The following is a 14904-nucleotide window of genomic DNA, read 5'->3' as shown; positions in this document are numbered from 1 at the left end:
TATCCTTTTAACTAGCGCCAGCGAGCGCAGCTATTGATTGTAGATAGCCTAGCGTTCCAGGCCCATGGCACGTCTGGCCAGTCCTCGTCTTAACGGCCCCACCAGGTTCAGGCCAATCAAGCCAGCCGCACGAGCATGGGGCAACAGCGGAAAGGAGAGCCCGAACAGCCGCACCAGGCCGTCGCTAAAGCGAATCACATTGGCGCGATCCCGTGAGCGCTGCTTCTCGAAGGCCTGCAGTGTGACCATATCCCCCAGCGGTCGCTTCGCCAGTTCCCCCTGCTCCAAGGCATCGACCAGATCCATCACCCCGCGCAGTGCTAGGTTAAACCCTTGCCCCGCGACCGGATGCAGAGCGTGGGCAGCGTTGCCCAATACCGCCAGCCCCGGCCGTACCGGTTCCTCGGCGGTTACCAGTGAGAGCGGATAAGCATGTCGGGCACCCAGCTGCGTAAACCGGCCCACTCGATCACCAAACGCCTGCTGTAGCTGAAGCAGAAATTCACGCTCCGGCAGTGCCATACGCGCTTTTTCGCTACCGCTAGGATGCGTCCATATCAACTCCATGGCTTGACCCGGCAGTGGCAGCAGGGCCATTGGCCCTTGGGCGGTAAAGCGTTCGTAAGCGACCCCCTCATGAGGCTGGCTAACGCCCACATGCGCGATCAAAGCTGTCTGCTGGTAAGGCTCTCGGCGGCTGCCAATACCCAATTGCTCTTTAAGCCCAGACCGCCCCCCATCTGCCAATACCGTCAAGCCAGCAGTAAGCTGGCTACCATCCGAGAGCTTGAGATGATGCCCGCCCGCTACGGGGGTTAGCTGCTCCACCTTCGCGGGGCAGTGCCACTCCAGCGGTAGCTCGGCTAGATGCCGATGCAGTACACGCCCCATCCAGGCGTTGGGAATCACGTGGCCCAGTGCCGCGACGCCCAGCTCGTCAGCACTCAGCCGTGTCGCCCCCAGGCGTCCACGCTCACTGATATGAATACGCTTGATCGGTGTCGCCTCATGACGCATCGCTTCCCACACACCCAACTGCTCGAAGCGCTGAGCAGAGCCTTCGGCGATCGCGCTGGCCCGTGCATCAAAGCTGGGTTGCCAGGCGCTTTCCAGCGACTGCGCCGTTAACGGTGCCGATTCAATCACGGCTACCCGCCAGCCGTAGCGCTCAATCAGCGGCGCAAGAGCACAGCCTAGGCTCGCCCCCACTAACCCACCGCCCACAATCACAATGTCATGGGTCAGCGCTTGAGCAGTGTCATGATCAGTCATCTGTTTAGCCCGTTGCATCGGCTTCTCCCTCGCCATACCGCCGCACTCTAGAGGCAACTAATAATTCGTAACGTAATTTACATAACGTACAATTAATGCTCTAAATACTGGTTATTATTTAGCCATTAAGGCCTCAATATCAGCCACCTGCTTGGGCACGTCCGCCGTCAGCACAGCATGCCCATCCTTCGTCACAACCACATTGTCTTCAATACGAATGCCAATACCGTGATAGGCATCAGGAATATCGTCATCGCTGGGAATATAGAGGCCGGGCTCTACGGTGAGTACCATGCCTGGAGCAAGGGGGCGCGGCGTTTGCTCGTCCAGGCGATAGGTACCAACATCGTGTACGTCCAGCCCCAACCAGTGTGACGTCGAGTGCAGATAAAAGCGTCGATAGCTCTCATCATCAATGCGCGCCTGAACGTCACCTTCCAGCAGGCCAAGTTCAATCAGCCCAGCGGTTAAGTCATGCACCACGCCCTGATGAATATCCGCCAGTGTGGCACCCGGCTGGACAGCGCTAACGGCGCGCACCTGGGCGTCGAGTACAACCTGATACAGCGCCCGCTGAGCATCGCTGAACCGCCCAGTGACCGGAAACGTACGGGTGATATCGCCGGCGTACAGCTCAAATTCGGCGCCCGCATCAATCAATACCAGACCGTCATCACACAGCGGCGCGCTGTTTTCAATATAGTGCAGGACACAGGCGTTGGCACCGCTGCCGACAATCGTGCTGTAGGCCGGGCCACTGGCGCCTTGCCAGACAAACTCATGCTCTAGTTCGGCCTGGAGCTGGAATTCGCTGAGCCCAGGGCGACATACTTGCATGGCACGCCGATGAGCCCGTGCGGATATCATCGCCGCATGCTTGAGCAGGGCAATCTCGGCCTCACTCTTGATCAGCCGCATGGCGTGGATCAATGGACTAATGTCCAACCAGCCCTTCAACGCTGGCCGCCCGCGCCTAAGCCCTGCCTGAGCACTGTGTAGGGCCTCTTCAGCCACGGCGACTGCCTCACCATTATCAAGGGGTAGATAGAGCAATTCGCGCCCCGTCAGCAGCTCGACCAGCTGCTCATCGCGATCCGCGTTTTCGAATGCCTGGTCAATCCCATGCTCGGCCACCACGCCAGCGGCTCCCAGCCGACGCCCTGTCCACGCTTCCATGGTGGGGTCTCGGTCCTGGCAGAACACCACGCTTTCGCCTTCTGCTCGCCCCGGCAGCAGCACCAGCAGCGCGTCCGGTTCGCGAATGCCGGTCAGGTAGTAAAAATCACTGTTCTGACGGAAGGCGAATTCACTGTCCCGTGAGCGGGTCATCAGCCCAGCGCCGGGAAGCACTACCGCGGCGTTATCCGGTAGCTGCGCCATCAAGGCATCACGGCGCTGGCGATACTCCGCTACGCTAATGGCGGGGGGGCGAGGTAACATCTCGGGCAGCACGGTCTCTGACAGCATAAAGGCTCCAGGCTAAGTGATTAATGAACGGGGGCGTCGGTTTGCTCTACTTGCGGCATGCCGGGGTGCTGCTCGGTATACAGCAGCATGGCGGCCATACGAGCATGCTCAGTCAGCGCAAACAGGTCATTTTCGTTCTCGGGGCTGTCATCAATATCGGTATCGATGCGGCCTAACCCTTCCAGGTCACTCAGTGCCTCGCGCAGCGCCTGTGACCAACGCTCACGCAATTCACTGTCAGCTACCTCGTCGACCACCTCGATAAAGCCTAGCGTCCACTCTTTCAGGCCCTGCGCCTGCTCGGCCAGTGAGAACAGTTCATCCGGCAGCAGCGGCGTATAGTCCAGGTCGCTGGCGCTGAGCGCCTCTACGGTTTGCCGCCGCCAGCCTAATAGCCGCTCGGCACTTGGCTGATCGCGTGGCTGTTCAACGCCTAAGCTCTGGCAGACTTCGTCCAACCAGTCCTCAGCACTCACATCGCGCAGCGCCAGCAGCGCGCACAAACGGCCATCCAAGAAAGCCGGAGATTGCATGCTGCCATGCAGTAGAAAAACATCCGCGACGTCAGAAAAGTCCTGACGCTCATCAATCAATGACATAGTATTTGATAACCTCGTATTCATTTGTGGCACTGGGAGTATGGGTGATAGGGCTTGCGCGTTGACCGCGCACAAGCGCCTCTCTTATAGTGAGTGGCACCTATCTTCCTGTGCTGTGATGTTAACGCATTGGGCCCCCTGCTGGCCCGTGCTGGAGTCTTTGATGAGTAATGCCAAGCGGCCAACCAAAGAAATAACCCTGTTAGGGCGCGGCTATATCATTGCCTGCGACACGGGCGAAGAAGCCAAACTTGACCGCGCCGCGCGCTATCTTGATCGCGCTATGCAGGGTATCAATGCCCAAAGCAGCGTACTGGGTAGTGAGCGAATTGCTATCATGGCGGCCCTCAATATCACCCATGAGCTGCTTGAAGCCATGGACGAACACCGCGCCGGTGAGGCGAACCTGAATCGGTTAAATGATCGCCTTGAACGGGCGTTGGCCAAAACACGCCAGCCCTAGTCATTGTTTACCTCAGGCGTTGTTTACCCATACGTTGTTTCCCCTGGACATTGTTTAAAAGCGCTACAAACGGCCTAAAAACTCAGCGAACGTTTCACCCAGCCCTTTGGCATTAGCCATCGCTCTGTTAGGATGGCGGGGTTCTCTGGGGTGTGCGCCAGTCGTTATAGTCCCTCGAGCCTATGCGTAATACCCAGGGGGCCAAATGCTAGCCAGACCCGTGTGCATGTCCGTGCGTCGGAAAGCCTGACGGTTTGGCTGCGGCCACCCACCTGAACCAGTAGGTTCAGGGCCAGAACGACAGCGGCACTCTGGAGAACACCCCTGCAAGAGAGAACCTATGCATGGAAAGCCTCCATCACGACGAGGATAAGCGCGCACTTCGCCGCTTTTTACGTCGCCAACGCCAAGCCCTTTCTCAGCATGAGCAGCGCCTTGCGGCCCAGCGCTTGTGTCAGCACCTGAAAACCCTGCCTGAAATCCGCCGCGCACGGCGTATAAGCCTGTACCTGCCCGTCAACGGTGAAATTGACCCAATGCCGCTGCTTCCCTGGCTGCGCAAACGTAACGTCGAGGTTTATTTACCTGTTTTACGTCCTTTCAGCACGAATACCCTCTGGTTCGTCGCCTACCGGCCCGATACCCCAATGGTAAAAAACCGCTTTGGTATTTGGGAGCCCGATTTACGCTTTAGCGCTCAGCAGCGCAACCGGCTACCGGCCTGGGCGCTAGATACGCTGATTGTGCCGCTGGTTGGCTTTGATGGTAATGCTAACCGCATGGGCATGGGGGGCGGATTTTACGACCGTAGCTTGGCGTTCATGCATCGCCCTGGGCCGTCGCCTACCCTGATCGGCGTCGCCCATGCCTGCCAGCAGGTGGCATCTCTGCCTGTGGAGCCATGGGACGTGCCTTTACAAGCCGTGGTCAGCGATCAAGGCGGCGTCCGCCGCCAATAAGCCGCCCACAAAAAAGGCTGACCCCATCAAGGATCAGCCTTTCTCATCTGATATCTGTTACCCGGATTAACAGTGGAGCTGCCGCAGTTGTCAGGGATTAACTACCTGACAACGCCTGTGCATAACCGGTCGCGAGCACCCCTAATGCAAACACCACCATCAACGCCATTACCATATCAGGCTTCTTACGCCGCATGCCGCTTCTCCAACACCTTTGTCGTTACCGAATGTGTGAAATCTGCCACCCTTTACTGTCGCCAACAGGGTGGCAAACTTGCTTAATTTCGCTCACGACTATAGGGCGATATGGTCACCACTGACAACAGCTTGAATGATGTTTTCCAGCCTTATTTCAAACATTTTAGTAACGTTATGTTACTGGCTGCTCTGGCATCTAGGGTAAGCAACCACTTACACACATCGTTTTGCTCATTACTGACCAGCACTAGGCCATGAACAGCCGATAAGCCGGATTATCGCTCTCGCGCCAATAGCGGTAACCGATAGCGTCTAAGTACTCTGCCACATGGGTTCGGTCGCCATTAGGCACTTGCATGCCCACCAATACTCGGCCATACGCCGCACCATGGTTGCGATAATGAAACAGCGAAATATTCCAATCGTGGGGCAGTTGGGTCAAAAAGTTCATCAATGCGCCAGGGCGTTCAGGGAACTCAAAGCGATACACCTCCTCTTCGAAGCGCTCGCTGGGTCGACCGCCGCTCAAATGGCGAATATGCAGCTTCGCCAACTCGTTATCGGTCAGGTCTTCCACCTGGTAGCCGCCTTCACGCAGCTTATCAATCACCGCCTGGCGATCTTCGCCACCGGGCTTGACCTGAACACCGACATAGATATGCGCTTCACTGCTATCGGCATAACGGTAGCTGAACTCAGTCACCATGCGCTTGCCCAGGGTACGGCAAAACTTTTTAAAGCTGCCGGGCTTCTCGGCAATGGTTACCGCCAGAATTGCCTCACGTTGCTCACCCAGCTCCGTGCGCTCGGCGATGTGCTGCAGACGATCAAAGTTGGTATTGGCCCCCGAATTGATACACAGCAGCGTCTCGCCTTCGGCACCGGTCTGCTGGATATATTTTTTCAGCCCCGCCAGCGAGAGCGCGCCGGAGGTTTCAGCCACGGCACGGGTATCCTCAAAAATATCTTTCACCGCCGCGCACATTTCATCGGTATTGACAGTAATAACACCATCAATCAGGCCTTGGATCAGTGAAAACGGTACTTCGCCGATCTGCGCAACCGCGACGCCTTCGGCAAACACGCCTACTTGGTCGAGTATCACACGCTCACCCGCCTCTAATGCAGCTTTAAGGCAGGCGCTGTCTTCGGCTTCGACACCAATCACTTTGATATCCGGACGCAGGTACTTGACGTAAGCCGCCACCCCCGCAATCAATCCACCACCGCCCACCGGTACGAAGATGGCATCCAGCCGCCCCGCATGCTGGCGCAAGATTTCCACCCCGATGGTGCCTTGTCCAGCCACCACGTCAATATCGTCAAATGGCGGAATATAGGTATAGCCGTGCTCTTTGATGAGTTCTTGCGCATGCTCGGCCGCCGCCGCAAAGGCATCCCCTTTTAGGATGACCTTGGCACCCCGGGCGCGTACCGCCTGGACTTTAATATCCGGGGTAATCCGCGGCATCACAATGACGGCTTTGACGCCCATCAACTTGGCGGCCATAGCCAGCCCTTGGGCATGGTTACCGGCGGAGGCGGCTATCACGCCTTTATCTTTTTGCGCCTGGGTGAGCTGCGCCATTTTGTTATAAGCGCCGCGGATCTTGAATGAAAACACCGGCTGTAGATCTTCGCGCTTAATCAAAATCTGGTTGTTGAAACGACGCGACAAAAAGGGTGCAGGGGTAATCGGGGTCTCACAAGCGGCTTCATAAACGCGGGCCTGGAGGATCTTTTTGACGGTTGCTTCGAGCATGCGGGTATCCCAAGGGAAGAACGTGAACGGACAAAAGCTTTTATTGGTAGCAGATTACGCCTAGTCGCGTCTAGGTCGCTATACTAGCGCCATTAACTCTTTACTGACTCACACTAGACTGACTCACTAGGCTTACTCTTTATGAACCAGGATGAACTGAAGGCCGCCGTGGCGGATGCAGCCATTGCAGAAATTAAACCTAAGCTGGAAAAGGATACCATCTTAGGTATCGGTACTGGCTCAACGGCCAATCTGTTTATTGATCGCCTTGGGCCGCTGCGCCATCTTTTTAAAGGCGCGGTGGCTAGCTCAGAAGCGAGCGCCAAACGCCTTGAAGCCTTGGGCATTGAAGTATTTGAGCTCAATAGCGTCGGCACTGTCCCTTTCTATATAGATGGTGCAGACGAAGTAAATGCTAACTTACATATGATCAAAGGCGGTGGTGCAGCGCTCACCCGCGAAAAAATCGTGGCGGCCTGCGCCGAGCGTTTTATCTGCATTGCTGATGGCTCTAAGTACGTGCCTCAATTAGGCAACTTTCCGCTACCCGTAGAAGTCATACCGATGGCACGCTCTTATGTCGCTCGCGAGCTTGTCGCACTAGGGGCAGAACCGGTCTACCGCCAGGGAGTGGTGACCGACAACGGCAACCAGATTATCGACTGCTTTGATTTCATGATCGCAGACCCGGTGGCCATGGAAGCGCGTATCAATGCCATCGTTGGAGTGGTCACCAATGGCCTGTTTGCCGCCCGTGGCGCCGATGTTCTACTGCTGGGTACAGCGGATGGCGTAGAGCGAATGGCGCGTTAATCAAAATGCGTCAATAAAGGCACTGCGTTATCGGGGCAACAGCGCTTCTAATCCAGACAGCGTCCGGGCCAATGCGCCTTTTTGTGTTTCAATCGCCGCGCAGCCAGCACGCCCAGCCTGCTGGGCGCGCTCAGGGTTAGCAAAGTAGCCCGCCAAGGCGTCTGCTAACGTATCCGGGCTATCGACCAGCGTTAGTGCCCCTGCTGCTTGAAGCGGCTCAGCCACGTCGGCAAAGTTCTCAATCGAGGGGCCGCTAAGCACCGGCCTGCCTAACGCCGCCGGTTCAAGCACATTGTGCCCGCCCAGCGGCACTAGGCTGCCCCCTACAAAGGCCACACTGCCTGCAGCATAAAGCATCGCCAGCTCACCGAGCGTATCCCCCAGGTAGACCTGGGTTTGCGCTGTCACGGGCTGCTGTTGGCTGCGGCGGCTCACTGTCCAGCCTTCGGTTTTGCAAAGCTTGGCCACCTCATCAAAGCGCTGGGGATGACGCGGTACCAGCACCAGCAGCGCGTCGGGGTAGCGCGCAAGCACTTGGCGGTGGGCCCCAAGCAGCAGTGCTTCTTCGCCGTCACGAGTCGAGCCCGCCACCCAGACCGGCCGCCCACCCCACTCCTGGTGTAAGCGCTCACCCTCTTTAGTACTGCTATCTTGGCTGACTAACTCAAACTTCAGCGAGCCAACAATGCGAGTGATTTCAGCGTTACAGCCGAGGGCATTAAAGCGTTCGGCATCTGCCGGGGATTTGGCGGCGAGCCAGCTAATGTCGGCAAGCATGCTGGTCATCAATGGGCGCAGGCGTTGGTAGCGTTTGAAAGCGCGGGGCGATAAGCGACCATTCACTATCGCCACGGGCACTGCCTGCTGGCGACAGGCGTGAATCAGGTTGGGCCACAGCTCGGTTTCAAACAGGATCGCAAGTTCGGGCTGAACGCTGCGCACAAAGCGTCTGGCAGCACCGGGAAAATCCAACGATAGGAAGCGATGAGCAAGCCTTTCTTGGTCGGCTGCGGTTTGTTCGCCAATGATTGCTTGGGCTTGCTGAGCACCGGTCGCGGTCATGGTGGAGAGTAGCAGGCTATGTGCGGGATAACGCACTAATAGCCCCTCAATCAGCGGTCGAGCGGCGCGCACTTCTCCCACCGAGGCACAGTGCAGCCAAATACGTGGCGCGGGAGGCAGCGGCCCAAGCTGCAACCCCAGCCGCTGAAGGCGGGAGTAAGTGGGTACTTGCTCACGCCAGATACGCCAGCCAATCAGCGGTGAGAGCGCATACAGGGCCGCTGTGTAGGCAAGCCGAGGCCAGGTGGATGAAGCCATTAGCGCTCGCGGTCTAAAATGGAACTAATCATCGCCGAGGTCGAAACACCATCTTCAAAGCCCAGTACCTTGACCTCTCCGCCATTAGCGATAACTGCCGCGCCCCCGGCGATATCTTCTGGCCGGTAATCGCCCCCCTTGACCAGAATATCCGGCAACACCGCTTCGATCAGCGCCTGAGGGGTGTCGTCACTAAAGGGCACCACCCAGTCGACAGCGCCCAGCCCCGCCAACACTTGCATGCGCCGGTTAAGCGGATTAATCGGACGTTTTGGCCCTTTCAGGCGGCCGATGGAGGCGTCGTCGTTAACCGCAACGATCAAACGGTCACCCAGGCGTTTGGCCTGCTCCAGATAAGCCACATGGCCCGCGTGTAGAATATCGAAACAGCCGTTAGTCATCACCACCTGCTCACCACGCAGCTGAGCGGCGCGCACGGCCTCAACCAGCACGGTAGGCTCAATCACGCCAAATTCAGCCAGCTTATCGCCGTGTAGCGCGGTGTAGAGCTCGGCGATCGAGAGCGTGGCTGTGCCCGGTTTGGCCACTACCAGCCCTGCCCCCAAATTGGCCAGCATCATCGCTTCAGGAAAGGCATGCCCTGCCGCTAATGCCAGTCCCATCAAGCCAATCACCGTATCCCCTGCCCCTGTCACATCGAAGACTTCTTGAGCCCGGGTCGGCAAATGCAGCGGCGCGTGCCCTTCGCGAATCAGCGTCATGCCTTTTTCGCTGCGCGTAATCAGCAGCGCTTCCAGCTCAAGCTCGGCACGTAGCGCTTCGCCTCTCGTGGATAGTTCCGCATCGGTTGCGCAGGCACCGACCACCGCTTCAAACTCCGTCAGGTTGGGTGTAATTAAACTCGCCCCGCGGTACTTGCTGAAATCTTGCCCTTTCGGGTCGACCAGAACCCGCTTGCCCTGGGCCCTTGCATTGGCTATCAGGTTCTCTACTCGGTTCAGCGTGCCTTTGCCGTAGTCGGAGAGAATCACTACGTCGCAGTCGGGGAGCGCCTTTTCTACCTGGGCCAATAGTTCACTGGTATCGACGCTGTCCAGGCGCTGCTCGAAATCCAGACGCAACAGTTGCTGGTTGCGACTCATCACGCGCAGCTTGGTGATCGTTGGTATTTCAGCGCTGCGCTGGAAGTAAGTGCTTACATCGGAAGCAGTCAAGCTGGCTTCGAGCAGTTTTGCATTTTCATCATCACCGACTACACCCGCCAACACTGCGTGGCCACCTAGCGAGGTAATGTTCAACGCCACATTGGCCGCGCCGCCCGGGCGGTCTTCAACATCTTCCACGCGTACCACCGGTACGGGCGCTTCCGGAGATATGCGTGAGGTACCGCCATGCCAGTAGCGATCCAGCATCACATCGCCGACCACCAGTACACGGGCATGTTCTAACGCGGTTAAATCAATCTTCATCGGTGCTCCCTGCGCTGGCAGTCAAAGCAGTATGGGTCAGCAGTGTATCCAGTTTAGCGATAACGTCATCGGCTTTTATCAGCATCATGGCGCTTGGGTGGCGCACCCGTTGACCCCAATTCACTTCGTCTACTGACTTATGTAGATAGGTGCGTACCGCCTGAGGGTAAGCATTAACCGCAAAGTCGCGCCACAAATAGGGGGCGGCCCGCTGGGGATTGGTCGACGCGTACAGGCCCAGTGCTGGGGTTCCCATCGCATTGGCCATATGAATAGGCCCGGTATCCGGCGCGATCACCGCTTGAGCGTGATCAATCAGGGCCAACACCCCTTTCAGGGAGGTGCCGCCAATGGCGTTAATCACACTACCGGGCTGGCAAAGCGCTTCGATTTGATCGCCGATTTCCCGCTCCAGGGCGCTGCCGCCACCGGTCAGCACGCTTTTGAGACCATACTGCACCCAGGCATGCTCAATGACGCTGGCATAGCCCTCCACTGACCAATTGCGAAAGTTGCGCAGGCGCACGTTGCTGCAAGGGTTGATCACTAGGTAAGGCGCCTCACCACTGATAACCTGCGCTTCGTTGCGCGCGGTGTCGGTAACCGGCAGATTCCACTCTAACCGTTCATCCTCTACCCCCAGCACCCGGGCGAAGTCCATGAATGACTCCAGTACATGGGCATTGGGGTGCGGCGCAAGCTGGTGCTGGGTGAACCAGTGCTGAGCATCTTTGGCGCGCGCCTTGTCATAGCCCACGCGTACCTTGGCTTTAAGCCCAAGGGACAGCACGCTGGCACGGATGGCCTGTTGCATATGCAGCAGTACATCGAAGCGCGTATCGGCAAGCTGTCGCCAAAGCGCACGCATTCCGGCAATACCGGTCGCTTTGTCGTAAACAACGAACTCGACCCCGGAAAGCCCCGCCAGTAGACTGTGCTCCCCCTTGCCGATAATCCAGGTAATGCGCGCATCGGGCCACTGGCGCTGCAACGCCCGTACCGTGGGCACGAGATTGCACACGTCTCCTAGAGCGGAGAGGCGCAAAATGGCAATGTGGTTAGGCTGAACAGGCAGAGAGGGCTTCATGCGCTTAGCGGCACTCCGGCAGAAAAATGGGCTGATTTTACATGATGTAGACAGTTTATGTGACGCGCCGGGAACACACCAAATGGATCCTGCTCTGTTCACTGATGAATACTGGCGTGAACAGGGATTAATAGTGGGTGAAGCCCCAGGCCGGGGCAGCAGCCTGTTTTTACAGGTAACTCCGACCGAACAGTGGGTGTTAAGGCCCTATTGCCGAGGCGGCATTGCAGCCAAGCTCAGTGAAAAACGCTACTTATGGACCGGCGCTGAGCGCACTCGAGCATTTCGCGAGCTACGATTGACTGCTGCGCTTTTCGAGCAAGGCCTGCCAGTGCCCCGTCCTGTAGCAGGCTGTGTTATCCGCTATGGGCTTACTTATGAGGCCGCGTTGATTACCGTGCGTATTGCCGGTGCAAAAGCGCTGGCCGAGCTGTTGGTCAACGATCAAGCTGATGAAGCGCTGTTACACCGCGTCGGCGGGATAATTCGACGCTTTCACCAAGCAGGGCTAGATCATGTCGACCTGAACGCGCGTAATATTTTGATCGACCCCAGTGGTGAGCCTTGGCTGATTGATTTTGACCGCTGCAGGCTGCGCTCTCCAGGGAAGTGGAGGAAAACGAATTTAGAGAGACTGGAGAGGTCTATACACAAATTTAAACCTGCTACGCCAACCTCCCCTATCATTCAAGGATATAGAGCAACAAGCTGACCTACGCTTTATTGAACTCGGTTACAGTTTTTGAATTATGAGGACTAGGCCTGGGTTAATCGACGACGACGGCGAATCTTAGGCTGCTTGAGTGCTATACGGATGCGTTCCCTCCACGATAGCGAGGACGCCAATGCCTTGCTATCAATAGGCCAAGCAGTATGGCGAGAATAGGCAATAAAGTCTTCCTGGAAAGGATGCACACATTTGGCATGCCATGGCTTAATCGACCCAATGAAGTGCACGATACGCGGATGGCGAATAGCCGTTTCCAGAGAGGCCATATGGGGAACCAGATGCGGGTAGCGCTTCTCTACAGCCGCATAGGCCGTCGGTTGAAAATTCCACTCAACCGGTAGCGAGCACCAATCCCCTTCCAGTATCCGATTCAGGGCATCCTGGTCTGGATACCGAAAGTTGTCGCCCTCTCTCTCAAGACACTCCAGAGCCCTTTCACCCACACGCTTTTCACGCCAAGACATCAGATCGATCAGCATTACCCCTGAGTTGAAGTAGCCATCTGGTAACTTTCGAGCCCCCCCGCTGGAAGAGCTATATAGGTTAATGGTAGCCGCAGCGATATAACCATGGAGCGGCATAGACCATAACTCGGAGAGGTCGCTTCGAACTAACACATCACAGTCAAGGTAGATGATGCGTTTACAATCGGCAGGCAGATAACGATGCATCAGCAGGCGAAGCAGCGCCGCGAGACCAAAGCGACCCGCCTTGAGTCCTTGCAACGCCGCCACGTCGACGTCGATGATATCAAGGGCAGCGTCGGATCGCTCAACGGATTCGCGTAGGCTATTTTTAGTTTCCTCGCTCACGCCAGGCGTCAGCATGAAAAAGCGGATCTGTTCAATATTAATGGCATTGGCAATAATCGAAGCCATAACCACAGAACCATACCGAGCATAGGAATCATCTGCACACAGAACAATATTCATTGTGCCTCTGTATTGGTCAGGCGTTTTTCACCGAACAGATAGAAAGACATCCCGATCCCACCGAAAATGATGAAAAAATACATACCGGAACTGAAAATCAGGTAGGACTCAAATAAGTTTATGATGAAGAAAAAGGCCCACGATGCGAGCATTCCCATCCCCAAATATTGGTGCCCCCCCCCAAGTAATATAATTGTTCCTCGGAGCACCATCACCGTCAGCGCAGTCAGCGCTGCCAGCCCTAAGACACCATACGCCAATAGGATTTCCAGGTAGACGTTATGGAAATGTCCAAACATTTCTTTTATCCACTCGGGAAAAGGCCCTTCATCAATCAGCGAGTTTCGGCTTTTAGGTCCCCATCCCGTCAGGGGCCTTTCCTTAACTTTTCCCCATCCATACACCCAGGTATGAATACGAATCCCAATACTACTGAGAGGGATGTCATCTAGATTGCCTTGTCCGATAGTTTCGATCACATCCTGCTCATCTAACAGCCGCTTTTCAATGACCGGCACCATCGTGATCATTATAAGTGTGAACACACCTACTAGGGCAACAGCTGGAAACACTAGTTTGGGGCGCAACCAACGTCGCTTTCTTTGCTTAACGAAACGAAATAAGTTAATGACAATTAAGCTTAGTAATATCACGGTCAGGGCTAACCAGACCGCCCGAGTTTGGGTCACAACGACGCCCACCAAACCAAGTAGCGTCAAGACCAATGCCAGACCCCATTCGGGTTTATTAGCGCCGCAGCGAAGACAGCTGACAAACCAGCCCCCTCCCATGATCAGCAGTAGACCCAAGTAAAAGGCTGTATGTTGGGCATTAGTGTACCCAAAATCGACTCGAACGCCTGATAGCCCCGCCATCCAAGTTTCAGTGTTTGAATTAATAACTAAAGAAGTGACGATTCCAGCTAAAAAGATAAACAATAAATACTTAGCGGCATTTATAGAGCCTCTCAGCCACCAGGCCACTGCGATACAAAGGAAGAGTTTGGTCATATGCCGTGCAGCTTTGATCTGCCCATCAGCTACATCTGGAAAGCGTTCTATCGCAAAGAAATGCACTCCGACCTGAAGTGCAACAAAAGCGATTAAAAGTAGAAAAACTTTATTCCACTTAACCGTTGGGTCAGGCTCTCTGAACCAAGCAATGACAAAGCATAAAAGGAATACTGACTCCGCCGCACGTGAGACGTCAAAATTGATAAGCCACGAAAAAGCATAAATAGATAATGCGATCCAACCAACAGCATTATTTTTTGTCTTCCAACCGCATTGCGGCCTTTCTCTAACCCGTTCCATCTATCAGCCTACTCCTGTTGTGAGTTCTCCGCCTGCCTCGAAATACCCAGCGAGTCGCTCGTTGCTCACCAAGTGTTATCATTTGATTCTTTCAAAGGCATTAGGATACCAGAAACCACACTGGTGCTAGCCTAATTCATATAGGGATAACCTGCTGCGAAATCTTAGCAGGGCATCAGCAGATGCGATTGCAAACAGATGGCTAGGTGGATAAGGTCTTGGGCATCTTGAGCTGTTTTTTGAATCAAAATAATGGTGTAATTTATTGATTAAGATAGATATTATTGTTTAGACTCTTTCTATGACCTTTCTCTTTCAGACCTGTTTTAGAAATAATCTGGGCTCCTTCGCTAACGAAAACCATGGCACGTCGATAGCCTTCTCTCACTTGCCTATTACTTGTATGGGCACTTTCACTCAATAATGTCATGAAATTATTCACATCTCCTAAGTCATCCTGTCATAGCGCCTGAAGCATGCGCTATCCTGGTTTAATAATCGGCGCCAGCGCGACTAAACAACCCTGTCATGCAACTTCCGCCACACCAAAAGGACTCGC

General features: G+C 55.5%; 13 protein-coding genes and 1 other RNA gene. 5 read left to right on the top strand and 9 right to left on the bottom strand.

Going from position 1 to position 14904, the window contains the following annotated elements; genetic code table 11:
- Window positions 1-48: 48 nt before the first annotated feature.
- From ubiH to ACXUPB_RS00135, 3 genes are all read right to left on the bottom strand, one after another.
- Window positions 49-1290, bottom strand: a complete 1242-nt coding sequence (gene ubiH, locus ACXUPB_RS00145) for a 2-octaprenyl-6-methoxyphenyl hydroxylase (protein ID WP_101145051.1) — start codon at window positions 1288-1290, stop codon at window positions 49-51.
- A 96-nt stretch (window positions 1291-1386) separates the two neighbouring features.
- Window positions 1387-2724, bottom strand: a complete 1338-nt coding sequence (gene pepP / locus ACXUPB_RS00140; protein WP_472956639.1) for a Xaa-Pro aminopeptidase — start codon at window positions 2722-2724, stop codon at window positions 1387-1389.
- Window positions 2725-2759: 35 nt separating this feature from the next.
- A complete protein-coding gene (locus ACXUPB_RS00135) occupies window positions 2760-3338 on the bottom strand; it encodes a UPF0149 family protein (RefSeq protein WP_101145052.1) in 579 nt (192 codons plus the stop codon).
- Between the two features lie 163 nt (window positions 3339-3501).
- Between ACXUPB_RS00135 and ACXUPB_RS00130 the strand changes: the two genes are divergently transcribed.
- From ACXUPB_RS00130 to ACXUPB_RS00120, 3 genes are all read left to right on the top strand, one after another.
- Entirely contained in the window at window positions 3502-3801 is a 300-nt protein-coding gene (locus ACXUPB_RS00130) for a cell division protein ZapA (RefSeq protein ID WP_101145053.1), read from the top strand.
- Between the two features lie 139 nt (window positions 3802-3940).
- A non-coding RNA gene (gene ssrS / locus ACXUPB_RS00125) (6S RNA) lies at window positions 3941-4123 on the top strand.
- 22 nt (window positions 4124-4145) lie between these two features.
- Entirely contained in the window at window positions 4146-4760 is a 615-nt protein-coding gene (locus ACXUPB_RS00120) for a 5-formyltetrahydrofolate cyclo-ligase (RefSeq protein WP_101145054.1), read from the top strand.
- Between the two features lie 445 nt (window positions 4761-5205).
- On the opposite strand, the gene ilvA is transcribed toward ACXUPB_RS00120, so the two are convergent.
- Window positions 5206-6720, bottom strand: coding sequence for a threonine ammonia-lyase, biosynthetic (gene ilvA / locus ACXUPB_RS00115; protein WP_101145055.1), 1515 nt, complete (start codon window positions 6718-6720; stop codon window positions 5206-5208).
- Window positions 6721-6861: 141 nt separating this feature from the next.
- Here ilvA and rpiA point away from each other — a divergent pair, with 141 nt between their 5' ends.
- A complete protein-coding gene (gene rpiA, locus ACXUPB_RS00110; protein WP_472954745.1) occupies window positions 6862-7533 on the top strand; it encodes a ribose-5-phosphate isomerase RpiA in 672 nt (223 codons plus the stop codon).
- A gap of 27 nt (window positions 7534-7560) precedes the next feature.
- Here the strand turns inward: rpiA and waaA are convergent, their stop codons facing one another.
- From waaA to ACXUPB_RS00095, 3 genes are read right to left on the bottom strand one after another with little or no spacing between them, the layout of a single operon-like run.
- Window positions 7561-8853, bottom strand: coding sequence for a lipid IV(A) 3-deoxy-D-manno-octulosonic acid transferase (waaA, locus tag ACXUPB_RS00105; RefSeq protein ID WP_336270236.1), 1293 nt, complete (start codon window positions 8851-8853; stop codon window positions 7561-7563).
- The gene (hldE, locus tag ACXUPB_RS00100) at window positions 8853-10283 is read right to left on the bottom strand and encodes a bifunctional D-glycero-beta-D-manno-heptose-7-phosphate kinase/D-glycero-beta-D-manno-heptose 1-phosphate adenylyltransferase HldE (protein ID WP_336270238.1); all 1431 of its coding nucleotides are present in this window, start codon (window positions 10281-10283) and stop codon (window positions 8853-8855) included. Before hldE ends, waaA begins: the two co-directional genes overlap by 1 nt.
- Complete coding sequence (locus tag ACXUPB_RS00095; RefSeq protein WP_336270241.1) at window positions 10273-11370, bottom strand: glycosyltransferase family 9 protein; 1098 nt, start codon at window positions 11368-11370, stop codon at window positions 10273-10275. The genes hldE and ACXUPB_RS00095 overlap by 11 nt, the downstream gene beginning before the upstream one ends.
- Here ACXUPB_RS00095 and ACXUPB_RS00090 point away from each other — a divergent pair.
- Window positions 11369-12082 carry a 3-deoxy-D-manno-octulosonic acid kinase gene (locus ACXUPB_RS00090; protein ID WP_336270243.1) on the top strand — a complete coding sequence of 238 codons (714 nt, stop codon included), beginning with the start codon at window positions 11369-11371 and terminating at the stop codon, window positions 12080-12082. The two genes, ACXUPB_RS00095 and ACXUPB_RS00090, sit on opposite strands and share 2 nt — an antisense overlap.
- 44 nt (window positions 12083-12126) lie before the next feature.
- Here the strand turns inward: ACXUPB_RS00090 and ACXUPB_RS00085 are convergent, their stop codons facing one another.
- On the bottom strand, window positions 12127-13032 hold the full coding sequence (locus tag ACXUPB_RS00085) for a glycosyltransferase family 8 protein (RefSeq protein WP_336270244.1): 906 nt from the start codon (window positions 13030-13032) through the stop codon (window positions 12127-12129).
- Window positions 13029-14345, bottom strand: coding sequence for an O-antigen ligase family protein (locus ACXUPB_RS00080; RefSeq protein WP_336270245.1), 1317 nt, complete (start codon window positions 14343-14345; stop codon window positions 13029-13031). Before ACXUPB_RS00080 ends, ACXUPB_RS00085 begins: the two co-directional genes overlap by 4 nt.
- Between the last annotated feature and the right edge of the window lie 559 nt (window positions 14346-14904).

Source organism: Vreelandella sp. DA03-1M, from assembly GCF_055725665.1.
The sequence above is the reverse complement of the archived record's forward strand: the minus strand, read 5'-3'. Positions and strand labels throughout refer to the sequence as shown.